Here is a 13287-nt window from a genome sequence, read left to right on the forward strand (position 1 = left end):
AAGCCGAAGGAATCTCGCCATGTTGGATTTTACCTCAAATATCGCCGATGACGAGCTGTCATCGCGAACGGCCGAGTCTGCCCAGGATAACGACCGGGCTCTGCTCGATGCCTATTCCAATGCCGTCATCGACGTCACCGAACGCGTCGGTCCCGCGGTCGTGCGTGTCGAAACCGGGCCGAAGGTACGCAGTGCGCGCGAGCGCGGCGGGCTTGGTTCGGGCATCGTCATCTCGCCCGATGGTCTCGTGCTGACCAACAGCCACGTGGTCGGGTCGGCGAAAGAGATCCGTCTGCGCGACACTGAAGGCTTCGTCACCGACGCGCACGTGCTCGGCGTCGATCCCGACACTGATCTGGCGCTGTTGCGCGCCGATGGCGCGCGCGATCTGCGCTATGCCTCGCTCGGCAATTCCAAGAGCCTGCGCCGCGGCCAGCTCGTGGTCGCGATCGGCAATCCGCTTGGGTTCGAATCGACGGTGACCGCCGGCGTGGTTTCCGCGCTCGGCCGCTCGATCCGCTCGGTGAGCGGGCGGACCATCGAGGACGTGATCCAGACCGATGCCGCGCTCAATCCCGGCAATTCCGGCGGGCCGCTGGTGTCGTCGGCATCTGAGGTGATCGGCATCAACACTGCGATCATCAGCGGCGCGCAGGGCATCTGCTTTGCGGTCGCCAGCAACACCGCGCAGTTCGTGCTGTCGGAGATCATCCGCCACGGCTATGTCCGCCGCGCCTATATCGGCGTCGCTGGCCAGACCGCGCCGATTCCGCGGCGCCATGCGGTGGTCGCCGGCGTCGACAACAAGATGGGCGCGCTGCTGGCGCAGATCGAGCCGGACAGCCCGGCGGCAAAAGCCGGCCTGTTGCCGGGCGATGTCGTGATCAGGTTGGACGGCGTCGAGATCAACGGCGTCGACGATCTGATCCGCGCCCTCGACCGCGACCGCATCGGCCGCACGCTGGCAATGGACGTGCTGCGGATGGGCCGCCTGCGTGCTGTCGACATTCATCCGGTGGAGCGGAAGCCGGCGGCGAGGCAGTAACGACTGCGACGCCGAGCACTGCTCACCCTCTCCCCTTGTGGGAGAGGGTGGATCGAATGAGCGAAGCTCATTCGAGACGGGTGAGGGGTTCTCTCCGCGAATGCAGGACCCCTCATCCGGCGCGGATTGCATCCGCGCCACCTTCTCCCACAAGCAAGGGGAAAAGGGAAGAAGAAGCATGCTACTGTTGCAACGCCGCCAGCAACTCGTCGGGCGCTTCGGCCATGATCATGTGGCCGGCGCCGGGAACGACGACGGTGCGCGAATTCGGCGTCGCCGCTGCAAGAGTCTTGCCGGCCCTCGCTGGCGTCATCATGTCGCACTCGCCGAGAATGAAGGTCGCGGGCACCTTGACCTGCGCAGCGGCCGCGAGCGCATTCTGATAGGTGTTGCAGGCGTTGAGATCGCTGTACAGCACGCCCGGCCGCGTCTGCTGCAGCACGCGCTGCGCGCCCTGATGCATCCACAGTCCCGGCGCGAGGCTGCCGCCGAGTTCGGCCTTGAAGCCGAGGCCCCAGATCGAGACCATGTCGATGGCATCGGGATTGTTGACCTCGGCGGCTTTGAGCAGGTCGGGGCCGACGGTCATTGTGGCGGCGGTACCTATCAAACTGAGCCCGGAAACCTTGTCGGGATGCCGCGCGGATGTCTCCAGCGCGATCAGCGATCCCATCGAGTGACCGATCAGCTTCGCCTTCGGCGCACCGGCCGCATCGAGCAGCGCGGCGGTCCAGTCCGCCATGTCGGCAATCGTCGGCAGCGGGCTGCCGCCCGAGCGGCCGTGCCCCGGCAGATCCGGCGCCAGCACGGAATAGCCGTGATGCGCGAACCAGCGGCTGTGCAGCGCCCAGGTCGAATGATCAAAACCGGCGCCGTGCAGCATTACCACCGCGGGCAGCGACGGATCGAACGGACGGCCCCCGGTCGCAACGAAGACATCAGCACCATTCACGGACAACTGCATGGCTTAAACCTTCTGCGATGCGCGAAGCGCCTGGCCGAGATCGTCGATGATGTCGGAGACGGTTTCGATACCGACCGACAGCCGCACCAGCTCCTCGCCAATGCCTGCGGCCTTGAGTTGCGCGGCGTCCATCTGCTGATGCGTGGTGCTGGCGGGATGAATGACCAGCGTCTTGGCGTCGCCGACATTGGCGAGGTGGCTGATCATCCGTAAGGACTCGATGAATTTTTTGCCCGCTGCGCGCCCGCCCTTGATGCCGAAAGAGACGATCGACCCCGCGCCGCGCGGCAGCAGCCGCTTCGCAAGCTGATGATCGGGATGATTTTCCAGCGCCGGATGCAGCACCCAGTCGACCGCCTTGTTGGCGGTCAGCGCCTCAAGCACCGCGAGCGTATTGCTCATGTGGCGCTCCATGCGAACGCCGAGTGTCTCCACACCCTGGAGCAGTTGGAATGCGTTGGTCGGCGACAGGCAGGCGCCGAAGTCGCGCAGGCCTTCGGTTCGGGCGCGCATGATGAAGGCGGCCTGGCCGAACTGTTCGTCGAAGACGATGCCGTGATAGCCGGCATAGGGTTCGGTGAGCTGCGGGAATTTGCCGGAGGCGTGCCAGTCGAACCGTCCGCCATCGACAATGACGCCGCCGATCGCAATGCCGTGGCCGCCGATCCACTTGGTCGCCGAGTTCATCACGATATCGGCGCCGAGCTCGATCGGGCGGCTGAGGAATGGCGTCGCAAAGGTGTTGTCGATCAGAAGCGGAATCTTCGCGTCATGTGCGATCTGCGCGACATCAGGAATATCTAGCACTTCCATCCCGGGATTGCCGATGGTCTCGCCGATCACGAGCCGCGTGTTCGGCCTGATCGCGGCGCGGAATTCATCAAGCGCACGCGGCTTGACGAACGTCGTCGTGATGCCGAAGCGCGGCAGCGTGTGGGCCAAGAGGTTGATCGTGCCGCCGTAGAGCGAAGAGGAGGCGACGATGTGGTCGCCGGCGTTGAGGATCGTTGCGATCGCCAGATGCAGTGCGGCCATGCCGCTCGCCGTGCAGATCGCGCCGACGCCGGCTTCCAGCGCGGCGAGCCGCTCCTCGAGCACCGCCGTCGTTGGATTGGAAATGCGCGTGTAGATGTGGCCGGCGCGCTCGAGATTGAACAGCGCCGCGGCATGGTCGGAATCCTGGAACACGTAGGACGTGGTCTGGTAGATCGGAACGGCGCGGGCGCCGGTGGCGGGATCCGGGCGCTGGCCGGCATGCAGGCTCAGGGTTTCAAAGGCAGGCGGCTTGGGTGCGGGCATGCGAGGCTCGTCAGATCAATGGGTGGCGGGAAAGTATTTGATAGCTCAGACGTGCACGGCGGTGCGGACGCGCCCGGCATTACCGAACACGCGCAAGTAACGCTCGATCTCGGACGGCGTGCCGGTCGCTTTCTCGGGATTGTCGGACAGCTTGACCGCGGGCCGGCCATCGACCGACGTCACCTTGCAGACCAGCGAGATCGGATCGAGATCGGCCGATCCGTCCGGCGCGCAGCCGACGAAATCATTGGTGAGGTTGGTGCCCCAGCCGAAGGAGATGCGAACGCGTCCGGTGAAGTGGCGGTAGGTCTCCTCGATGGAATCGACATCCATGCCGTCGGAGAACACGAGCAGCTTCTCCTTGGGATCGCGGCCCTTCTGCTTCCACCACTTGATAATCTCCTCGCCGGCGGTGATTGGCGGCGCGCTGTCCGGGCGAAATCCGGTCCAGTCGGCGACCCAGTCCGGCGCGTCGCGCAAAAACACCTTGGTGCCGAAGGCGTCGGGCAGGGCGATCAAGAGGTTGCCGCCGTAGGTATGGCGCCATTGGTCGAGGATACGATAGGGCGCCCAGCGCAGTTCCTCGTCCGAATTGGCGAGCGCGGCAGCGACCATCGGCAGTTCATGCGCGTTGGTGCCGATCGCTTCGAGGTCGTTGTCCATCGCCAGCAAGACGTTGGAGGTGCCGGTGAACGATGGGCCAAGACCCTCCTTGACCGCTTCGACGCACCAGCGCTGCCAGAGATGGCCGTGACGGCGGCGGGTGCCGAAGTCGGAGAGCCGCAGGCCTTCGAGCTTGCGCAACCGCTCGACCTTGGACCACAGCTTGGCCTTGGCGCGGGCATAGAGCACGTCGAGCACGAAGCGTCCCTGTCCCTTGGTCGCCTGCCGCGACCGCAGCTCGTTCATGATCGCGAGCGCCGGGATCTCCCACATCGTGGTGTGGGTCCACGGCCCGTGGAAGTGCAGCTCGTACTGGCCGTCGACCTTGTTCAGCTCGTATTCGGGCAGGCGGAAGTTGGCGAGCCAGTGGATGAAGTCGGGCGAGAACATCTGGGTCTTGCCGTAGAACGTATTACCAGCGAGCCAGATCAGCTCCTTCTTGGTGAACCGAATGGTGCGCGCGTGGTCGAGTTGCGCGCGCAATTCGCCCTCGTCGATGATCTCGGCGAGGCGAACCTGCTTGCTTCGGTTGATGACGGAAAAGGTGACGCGCTGAGCCGGATAGAGATCGCGGATCATCTGCAGCATCAGCAGCTTGTAGAAATCGGTATCCAGCAGGCTGCGCACGATCGGGTCGAGCCGCCAGCCGTGGTTATAGGTTCGGGATGCAATATCGGTAACTGCCATGGCGGAACTCTACCGTGCCGACGGCCGCCCAACCAGTGGGTTTTGCCCCCGGCATGGCAGCTCAGCGCACATGTTCCCGCCGGATACGGTCAATCGCAGCATGAATATCCTTCCAGACCGGCTTATCCGGAGCAAATTGTTGCCTGAGATAGCCGACGAGTTCGGCGACCTGGCCGTCGGTCAGGCTGTCCCTGAAGGCCGGCATGTAGCCGAGGTCCGTTGTGGCTGGCTTGGCGATGCCGTGCAGGATGACCTGAACCAGATTGTCAGGCGCGGCGCTGTGCAGATTGCTGTTCAGCGCCAGCGACGGCCGGCTGCCGAACAGCGGCGCACCGCCGACCTCGTGGCACACGGCGCAGGCGCCCTGGTAGATCCGGGCGCCGACACCAGAGGCGGCTGACGCGCGCGTGACGGTCGAGGCCTCCAGTTTTGCGGCGAGCGCCTCCTGCGTCGCGCGATCTATCGATGCGGCGTTGAACGAAGCGAGATAGATCGCCATGGCGCGGATATCGGAATCCGGCAATGCGGCGAGCTCCTTCACCACCGGCGCCATCGGCCCCGCAGCGACGCCGTGAAAGCGCGACTCGCCGGTTCGTAAATAGGCGTACAACTCGTCTTCGTTCCATGGGATCGGTGCCTGCGAGAGCGAGGTCAGTGCCGGCGCTTCCCAGCCCTCGGCGAATCCTCCGGCAAGATGAGCGCCAGCCATTTCCGCGCCGAGCGCATTGCGCGGCGAATGGCAGGCGCTGCAATGGCCGAGGCCTTCGACGAGATAGGCGCCGCGATTCCAGATCTCGGACTTGGTGGGATCAGGTTGAAAAACCGCGGGTTGGTGGAAGAGCGCATTCCATCCCGCCATCAGCGGACGAAGGTTGAACGGAAACGCCAGCGCATTCTGCGGCGTCTCCGCACGCACCGCCGGCTGCGCCATCAGATAGGCGTAGAGCGCCTGCATGTCGGCGTCGGTGGTCTTGGCGAAATGAGTGTAGGGGAACGCGGGATAGAGATGCCTGCCGTCGCGATGGATGCCCTCGCGCATGGCGCGCTCGAACGCCGGATAGGACCACGCACCGATGCCGGTCTCGACATCGGGCGTGATGTTGGTCGAATAGATCGTACCGAACGGCGTCGGCAGCGGCTTGCCGCCGGCATTGAGGACGCCGTTTGTTGCGGTGTGGCAGACCGCGCAATCGCCGAGCGCGGCGAGTTGCTGGCCGCGCGCGATGGTCGCGGCCGAATAGACGGACGCATCGGGACGCGCGATCGGCGCGATTGCGCGCCACGGCAGCGTCGCGGCGCCGATGCCTATCATGGCGGCGCAGAGGGCCGCGGCGGTTGCAAACACGCTGCCGCGTATGGTGAACGGATTCTGCCATGTGCGCGATGAGGGAGCGGGTTGCGGAGACGGTGCGGGCAATGCTTCCGGCGCTGCCTGCTCCTCGCCGCGCAGGCCTCGCAAAATGCGTTCCGGTGTGAATGGCAATTCACGGAAGCGCACGCCAGTCGCATCGTAGATTGCGTTGGCAATGGCGGCCGCACTGGGTACGGACGCAGACTCGCCGACGCCGAGCGGCGGCTGGTCCTGCCGCGGCAGCATCAGCACGTCGATCTCAGGCACTTCGGGGAATTTGATGATGGGGTAGGCGCCCCACTCGCGCGCCGTCACGGACGTTCGGTCGAACGATACTTCCTCCATCAGCGCACGGCTGGTCGACTGGATGACGTTGCCGTGGATCTGATGGCGGACGCCGTCCGGATTGATCATCAGGCCGGAGTCCTGGCCTGCCACTACCCGCGTCACGCTGACATCGCCGGTGGCCTTGTTCACCGCGACGTCGGCGATCCATGCCGACCATGCCGCGCCGTAACCGGGAAACTTGCTGTGGACATAGAGCGCATAGGCAAAGCCGCGCCCGCGCACGATATCGCCCTCGGCCACCGGCTCCTGCCGCACCGGCCGCGGCTTCCAGCCGGCGCGCTCGGCCACAGCATTGACGAGATCGACGGCGCGCGGGTCCTTCAGGTAGCGCAGGCGGTATTCGATCGGGTCGACGCCGGCTTCATCAGCGCATTCGTCGATCCAGGATTCATGCGCAAAGGTATTCGGCAGCGCCGAGACGCCGCGCAGCCACGCGGCGCGCACGATCGGCGGCATGTCGTTCGCCACCACCCGCAGATTCTCGTAATCGTAGGGCGGGATCGCGGTGCGATCGCCCATCTCGAACACAACAGGCGTGTGCGGGATGGTGCCGGTCAGCAGCAGCGCCAGCGTCGGCGCACCGTTCGATGGATAGCGGGTCGCGAAGTCGTAACCGGCGACGCTGCCGTCGGCGTTCAATCCGCCGTTGACGTCCATCAATTGTGCGGTGCCCTTGGGCTCCCAGGCGTGCTCCTGCTCGCGCGTCAACTGCACGCGAACGGGCCGGCCGACGGCGCGCGATAGCAGCACCGCATCGGCAGAGACGTCATCGGCGCAGTTGCGGCCGTAGCAGCCGGCGGCCTCCATTCGGATCACCTCGATCTCGGCTTCGCGGCGATGGATCAGCCGTGCCAGCTCGGTGCGCAAATGGTGCGGATTCTGCGTCCCGGACCAGACCCTGGTCTCGTCCTCCTGATAGTCGGCGACCGCGCAGGATGGGCCGATCGAGGCGTGCATCTGGTAGGGCCAGATATAAGTGCGCTGCATCGGCTTGGCCGCGCCTGCGATCGCCGCCTCGATGTTACCCTTGTCGATCAGCGTTCGCGGTGTCGACGGATTGGCGCGCAGCGCAGTCTCGATGTCCTTCAGGTCGGGCAGCGTCGGCACTGGCTTCCAGCTCACCTTGAGCTGCGCCGCCGCCTTGATCGCATTCTCCTCGCGCTCGGCGACGATGCCAACGAAATCGCCAATCCTGACGACAGCAACAATTCCGGGGATGTCGCGTACCGAGGACTCGTCGACCGCAATCAGGCTGTTGCCGATGAAGTCGCCGACATCGACGCCGGCATAGGGCGGACGGACGACGCGGCCGTGCAGCATGCCGGGAACGCGCATATCGTGGACGTACACCAGTTCGCCTGTTGCCTTCGCCGGCAGATCGACGCGCGGAACGGATCGACCGACGATGCTGTAGGCGCTGGCGGGCTTGACCGGAACGTCGTCCGACAGTTCAAGGCGGATGGTCTCACCCGCAATCAGTTCGCCATAGCTGATGCTGCGATTGTCCTTGCCGCGGATCAGGCCGTCTTCAACGATGATATCCTCAATCGGAAGTTCCAGTCTCGCCGCGGCGCGCGCGACCAGAAACTGCCGCGCCTGTGCTGCGGCCTTGCGCAACGGCACGGCGGTGATCTGGATTGTTTCGCTGGCAATCGTTGCGCCCTGATTGGGAACAAGCGATGTATCGCCAAGTACAACGACGACACGGGCAAAGGAGACGTCAAGCTCCTCCGCGACGATCTGGCCGAGCGCGGTGCGGATGCCGGTGCCGAGATCGACATGGCCGTTATAGGCTGTGACCGATCCGTCAGCGGTGATCTTGATGAATGTCTCGAACTTGACGGCCTCGACGGGTGAGGCGGGACGAAAGACCGACAGCGTCCCCTGCGGCCGTTCACGATCCCCGGGAGAATTCGGCGCTGTCATCAGGTCTGCGCCTCAACCGCACGGCCTGCAGCTCGCATTGCCGCACGCATGATTTCGACATGAGCACCGCAGCGGCAGAGATGATGACGCAGCGCTTCCAGCACTTCGTCCTCCGACGGGCGAGGGGAGCGCAGCAACAGGGCCTTGGTCGTGATGATCATGCCGTTGAGGCAATAGCCGCATTGCGCGGCCTGTTCGCTGATGAAGGCCTGCTGCACGGGATCGGGATGTTCGCGCGTGCCGAGTCCTTCGAGCGTCACAATGTCGCGGCCGATGCAGCCCTCGATCGGGATCACGCAGGAGCGCGCGGCAACGCCGTCGATCAGCACGGCGCAGGCGCCGCATTCGCCGAGCCCGCAGCCGTATTTCGGTCCGTTCAGTTCGAGGTCGTTGCGAAGCACGTAAAGCAATGCAGTGTCCGGAGCGGCGCCGACATCGTACGCTTTGCCGTTGACGGTCAGGCGCATCGTGGTCTGCGTCATGCTCCCTCAAGCCCTCGCTGCGTTGCAAAATTCTGCGCTGGACGTTCGCGAAAGATACCGTTTGTGTACAAACGTGCAAGCCGTGCGATCCCGCGCTGCAGCGCGTTGCTCGCTTTATGAACAACGGGCGAGGCAAATGCGGTATTATACGGCAACTGTGCTTATCGACCTCGATGGCCGCTTGACAGCGTTTCAGTCCGCGCGCAACATCGTTCGTATACGAACAAATGATCGAGCCCGTGCAGACGCGGCTATGATCGGCGCCTCGAACGAGCAGGCTTGTTCATGACTGACGCTACCGTCGCCGCCGGCGACAAGATCCGCTGCGATGCCTGTCCGGTGATGTGTTACATCAAGCCGGGCGCGGCAGGCGCGTGCGATCGCTATGCCAACCACAATGGCGAGCTGGTGCGCGTCGATCCGCACATCGTGCTGGAGCGAACGGTGTCGCATGGCGGACGGTTGGTGCCGTTCCAGGCCGGCGGCGACTGGGATGGCAAGCTGGTCCACGAGCCCAGCGTGTTCGTCACCGCGATCGGCGCCGGCACCACCTATCCCGATTACAAGCCTGCTCCCTTCATCGTGTCGTCGGAAGTTGAAGGCGTCGACATGGTCACGGTCGTGACCGAAGGTATTTTCAGCTATTGCGGCGTCAAGGTGAAGATCGACACCGACCGCTATCTCGGTCCCGAGACGGCAGCGGTCCGCGCCGAGGGCGAAGCGATCGGTCATGTCACGACCAGCGAATACGGTTCGCAGATGCTGTCGCTCGGCGGCGTGCATCATCTAACCGGCGGTTCCAAGAAGGAGGGGCGCGTCACCTGCGATGCGTTGATGGACCTCTCCAACTGCAAGCCGGTGGAACTGACGATCGATGGCGGCGCCACGGTCGTAGTGCAGGCCGGCCGGCCGCCGATCGTCAACGGCGTTGCCGAAGAGCGCATGCGGGTGGGGTGCGGCTCGGCAACCATCGGCATGTTCGCCAAGCAATGGCACGGCAAGGTCGATGAGGTCGTGGTCGTCGACGACCACATTACCGGTGTTCTCAGCGAACATCAGGCTGGCAAGCTGCTCGATATTCCCGATACCGGGATCAAGATGAAGGGGCGGCGCTCGACCCCCGGCCGCTATTTCCAGGTTGCCGATCCCGGGACGGGATGGGGCGGCACCAATATTTCCGATCCGCTGGCGGTGCTGGGACCGTTCAATCCGAAGGAGGCGCGGCCGGGCCTCACCATGCTGATGGTTTCGACCACGGGCGAGCACGCGGCCTATTACGAGCTCGACGAGGCGCTGCGGCCGATCGAGAAGCAGATGCCGCCCGATCTGCAATTCTCCGTCGAACGGATCCAGGAGAATTGCGAACCGGCGCTGTGCACGGTGCTGTTCATGGGCGGTGCGGGCGGCTCGCTGCGCGCCGGCGTCACCGACAATCCGGTGCGGCTGACGCGATCGGTCAAGGACGCGCTGACGCGAGTCACCAGCGGCGGCGCGCCGGTTTATGTCTGGCCTGGCGGCGGCATCACCTTCATGGTCGACGTCACGCAGATGCCGGCGGGTGCATTCGGCTATGTGCCGACGCCGGCGCTGGTGGCGCCGATCGAGTTCACGCTGAAACTGTCCGACTACGCGGCGCTTGGCGGCCACATGGATCATGTGCGCTCGCTGGCTTCCTTGCGCGAGAACAGCGAATTCCGGCCGATGCCCTTTATCCCCGGACGGCGCGCATGAAACGGCTCCCGCAAATGGCGCTTCTTCCTGACGGCAAGCGGCTGCATTTGCAGGACGGCCCGATCGACCTGATCATCGAGGCGAAGGGGACTGAGCGCGAGGTGCGCGCCGCCTACGAAGCTGCGGCACGGCGCTTCACCGGCCTGCTCGATGAGCTGTGTGGAGAGTTGGTCGAGTTGCGGACGGCTGCCGATCCGGCCCGATGCACGCTGAACGGCGTCGTCGCGCGCCGGATGCACGCAGCGGTCGCGCCGTTTGCGGCCGAGCATTTCATCACGCCGATGGCGGCGGTGGCGGGGAGCGTCGCGGAAGAAATTCTCGACGCGATGCTGGGCGCGGCGCGGCCTGATCGCGCCTACGTCAATAATGGCGGCGACATCGCTTTGTATCTGACCGGTGCCGAACAATTCACCATCGGGCTGATGGACCGGCCTGACCATCACGGCGTGATGCAGACCATCAGCATCGGTGCCGACGACCCGGCCCGCGGCATCGCGACCAGTGGGCGTCACGGCCGCAGTTTCTCGCTCGGCATTGCCGATGCCGTCACCGTGCTGGCGCGAACTGCGTCGCAGGCCGATGCCGCGGCCACCATCATCGCCAACGCCGTCGACCTGCCTGGCCATCCTGCCATTATGCGCTGTCCGGCCAACGAACTGCAGCCCGACAGTGACCTCGGCGCGCGCCCCGTCACCCGCGACGTCGGCAAGCTACGCGAGGAGGAAATCGACGATGCGTTGCGGGTGGGGGCGAGCCGGGCGCAACAATTGCTTGTCGCAGGATTGATCGAAGGTGCGGCCTTGCGTCTACTTGGCGAGACTGTGATGGTGGGAGCAATTGGGACCAAGGCGGAAGCGCTGCCGGCGTTTCATCGAAGCGCGATAGAGAGAGTGGCGCATGGTTGATCGGGAGCGAGGCGAATAATATGAGCGCGATCATTCGCAAGATCGTCACGGTGGTCGAGGAGACCCATCTGGAGATGGGGCAGAAGGTTGCGCCGCCGACGCGGCGGGCAGCCGCGATTGCCGTGATCGAAAATCCGTTTGCAGGCCGGTACGTCGAGGATCTCTCGCCGCTCATCGAAATCGGCGAGGAGCTCGGCGACGTGCTTTCAAAAAGAGCGGTGGCGGCGCTCGGCATCGACGGTGCCAAGGCACACAGCTACGGCAAGGCCGCGGCCGTCGGCGAGAACGGCGAACTCGAGCACGCGGCAGCAATCCTGCATCCGAAAATGGGCGCGCCGGTGCGCAAGGTTCTGAGCAAGGGCGCGGCGCTGATCCCTTCGTCGAAGAAGCGCAGCGGCCCTGGGACCACGTTGGACATTCCGCTCGGCCACAAGGATGCGGCGTTCGTGCGCAGCCATTTCGACGGCATGGAAGTGCAGATCAACGACGCGCCGCGCGCCAACGAGATCATGGTCGCGGTCGCGGTCACCGACAGCGGCAGGCCATTGCCGCGCGTCGGCGGACTGACAGTTTCGGAAGTCAAAGGCGAAGACGGTTTGAGATAGTTCCACAGTACATTGGAGGTAGGGATGCGACGGAGACACTTACTGGGCGCGGGACTGGCGATCGCAGTGGCGGGCATGGCGGGCAGCGCCATGGCACAAAGCGAAATCAAGATCGGCGAGATCAACAGCTACTCGCTGTTGCCGGCCTTCACCGAGCCCTATCGCAAGGGCTGGCAGCTCGCGGTCGAGGAGATCAATGCCGCGGGCGGCATCAACGGCAAGAAGCTCGTTGTCATCTCCAAGGACGACGGCGGCAAGCCGGCGGATGCGACGACGGCCGCCAACGAACTGGTGTCGAGCGAGAACGTCGCGATGCTGACCGGCACGTTCCTGTCCAATATCGGTCTCGCGGTCTCCGACTTCGCCAACCAGAAGAAGGTGTTCTTCCTGGCCGCGGAGCCGCTGACCGACGCCATCACCTGGTCAAAGGGCAACCGCTACACCTTCCGCCTCCGCCCCTCAAACTACATGCAGGCCGCGATGCTGGTGGAGGAAGCCGCCAAGCTGCCGGCCAAGCGCTGGGCAACGATTGCGCCGAACTATGAATACGGCCAGTCGGCGGTCGCGGTGTTCAAGAAACTGATGTCGGAGAAGCGGCCGGACATTCAGTGGGTCGACGAGCAGTGGCCGCCGCAGGGCAAGATCGACGCCGGTCCGGTGGTGCAGGCGGTTGCGGCCGCCAACCCCGAAGCGATCCTCAACGTCACCTTCGGTGCGGACCTCGTCAAACTCGTGCGCGAAGGCAACACCCGTGGCCTGTTCAAGAACCGCTCGGTGGTCTCCTTCCTCACCGGCGAGCCGGAGTATCTTGATCCGCTGAAGGATGAGACGCCGGAAGGGTGGATCGTCACGGGATACCCCTGGTACGACATCAAGACGCCTGATCATGACAAGTTCCTGAAAGCGTATCAGGCCAAGTTCAACGACTATCCGCGGCTCGGCTCGATTGTCGGCTACCAAACCATCAAGGCGGCTGCCGCGATCCTTGCCAAGGCCAACTCCACCGATCCGGAGAAACTGATCGCGGCGACCGAAGGACTGTCGATGCCGTCGCCGTTCGGTGAGATCACCTTCCGCAAGATCGATCATCAGTCGACACTCGGGGCCTATGTCGGCAAGACCGCACTGAAGGACGGCAAGGGCGTGATGGTGAACTCGGTCTATCGCAAGGGCGCGGATTATCTTCCGAGCGACGCGGAAGTGGCAAAGCTGCGTCCGAAGGATTGACGGCTCTTCTCCCTCGCCCCGCTCTTGCGGGGAGAGGGTCGGGGTGAGGGGCTC

At 64.6% G+C, this 13287-nt stretch carries 10 protein-coding genes; 5 read left to right on the forward strand and 5 right to left on the reverse strand.

Annotation, left to right across the window (positions count from 1 at the left end):
* Window positions 1-19 precede the first annotated feature (19 nt).
* A complete protein-coding gene (locus ACH79_RS21310) occupies window positions 20-1045 on the forward strand; it encodes a S1C family serine protease (protein WP_161852738.1) in 1026 nt (341 codons plus the stop codon).
* 181 nt (window positions 1046-1226) lie between these two features.
* Here the strand turns inward: ACH79_RS21310 and ACH79_RS21315 are convergent, their stop codons facing one another.
* The 5 genes from ACH79_RS21315 to ACH79_RS21335 form a co-directional block, all read right to left on the reverse strand.
* Entirely contained in the window at window positions 1227-2009 is a 783-nt protein-coding gene (locus ACH79_RS21315) for an alpha/beta fold hydrolase (RefSeq protein WP_161852739.1), read from the reverse strand.
* Between the two features lie 3 nt (window positions 2010-2012).
* A complete protein-coding gene (locus ACH79_RS21320; protein ID WP_161852740.1) occupies window positions 2013-3308 on the reverse strand; it encodes an O-acetylhomoserine aminocarboxypropyltransferase in 1296 nt (431 codons plus the stop codon).
* Between the two features lie 45 nt (window positions 3309-3353).
* On the reverse strand, window positions 3354-4658 hold the full coding sequence (gene pncB / locus ACH79_RS21325) for a nicotinate phosphoribosyltransferase (protein WP_161852741.1): 1305 nt from the start codon (window positions 4656-4658) through the stop codon (window positions 3354-3356).
* A 61-nt stretch (window positions 4659-4719) separates the two neighbouring features.
* Complete coding sequence (locus tag ACH79_RS21330) at window positions 4720-8283, reverse strand: molybdopterin cofactor-binding domain-containing protein (protein WP_161852742.1); 3564 nt, start codon at window positions 8281-8283, stop codon at window positions 4720-4722.
* A complete protein-coding gene (locus ACH79_RS21335; protein ID WP_161852743.1) occupies window positions 8283-8765 on the reverse strand; it encodes a (2Fe-2S)-binding protein in 483 nt (160 codons plus the stop codon). Before ACH79_RS21335 ends, ACH79_RS21330 begins: the two co-directional genes overlap by 1 nt.
* A gap of 285 nt (window positions 8766-9050) precedes the next feature.
* On the opposite strand from ACH79_RS21335, the gene ACH79_RS21340 reads away from it, so the two are divergent.
* From ACH79_RS21340 to ACH79_RS21355, 4 genes are read left to right on the forward strand one after another with little or no spacing between them, the layout of a single operon-like run.
* Window positions 9051-10496 carry a 6-hydroxynicotinate reductase gene (locus ACH79_RS21340; RefSeq protein WP_161852744.1) on the forward strand — a complete coding sequence of 482 codons (1446 nt, stop codon included), beginning with the start codon at window positions 9051-9053 and terminating at the stop codon, window positions 10494-10496.
* Complete coding sequence (locus ACH79_RS21345; protein WP_161852745.1) at window positions 10493-11401, forward strand: UPF0280 family protein; 909 nt, start codon at window positions 10493-10495, stop codon at window positions 11399-11401. Before ACH79_RS21340 ends, ACH79_RS21345 begins: the two co-directional genes overlap by 4 nt.
* Window positions 11402-11421: 20 nt before the next feature.
* Window positions 11422-12006 (forward strand): amino acid synthesis family protein, encoded by a 585-nt coding sequence (locus ACH79_RS21350; protein WP_161852746.1) that lies wholly within the window; start codon window positions 11422-11424, stop codon window positions 12004-12006.
* A 24-nt stretch (window positions 12007-12030) separates the two neighbouring features.
* Window positions 12031-13233 (forward strand): ABC transporter substrate-binding protein, encoded by a 1203-nt coding sequence (locus ACH79_RS21355; RefSeq protein ID WP_161852747.1) that lies wholly within the window; start codon window positions 12031-12033, stop codon window positions 13231-13233.
* Window positions 13234-13287: the final 54 nt, after the last annotated feature.

The organism is Bradyrhizobium sp. CCBAU 051011 (genome assembly GCF_009930815.1).
Classification (GTDB): Bacteria; Pseudomonadota; Alphaproteobacteria; order Rhizobiales; family Xanthobacteraceae; genus Bradyrhizobium.

Bases quoted from the DNA above. Each gene is read 5' to 3' on its own strand.
- ACH79_RS21310 (WP_161852738.1), top strand. From the start codon at position 20: ATGTTGGATTTTACCTCAAATATCGCCGATGACGAGCTGTCATCGCGA.
- ACH79_RS21315 (WP_161852739.1), bottom strand. From the start codon at position 2,009: ATGCAGTTGTCCGTGAATGGTGCTGATGTCTTCGTTGCGACCGGGGGC.
- ACH79_RS21320 (WP_161852740.1), bottom strand. From the start codon at position 3,308: ATGCCCGCACCCAAGCCGCCTGCCTTTGAAACCCTGAGCCTGCATGCC.
- pncB (WP_161852741.1), bottom strand. From the start codon at position 4,658: ATGGCAGTTACCGATATTGCATCCCGAACCTATAACCACGGCTGGCGG.
- ACH79_RS21330 (WP_161852742.1), bottom strand. From the start codon at position 8,283: ATGACAGCGCCGAATTCTCCCGGGGATCGTGAACGGCCGCAGGGGACG.
- ACH79_RS21335 (WP_161852743.1), bottom strand. From the start codon at position 8,765: ATGACGCAGACCACGATGCGCCTGACCGTCAACGGCAAAGCGTACGAT.
- ACH79_RS21340 (WP_161852744.1), top strand. From the start codon at position 9,051: ATGACTGACGCTACCGTCGCCGCCGGCGACAAGATCCGCTGCGATGCC.
- ACH79_RS21345 (WP_161852745.1), top strand. From the start codon at position 10,493: ATGAAACGGCTCCCGCAAATGGCGCTTCTTCCTGACGGCAAGCGGCTG.
- ACH79_RS21350 (WP_161852746.1), top strand. From the start codon at position 11,422: ATGAGCGCGATCATTCGCAAGATCGTCACGGTGGTCGAGGAGACCCAT.
- ACH79_RS21355 (WP_161852747.1), top strand. From the start codon at position 12,031: ATGCGACGGAGACACTTACTGGGCGCGGGACTGGCGATCGCAGTGGCG.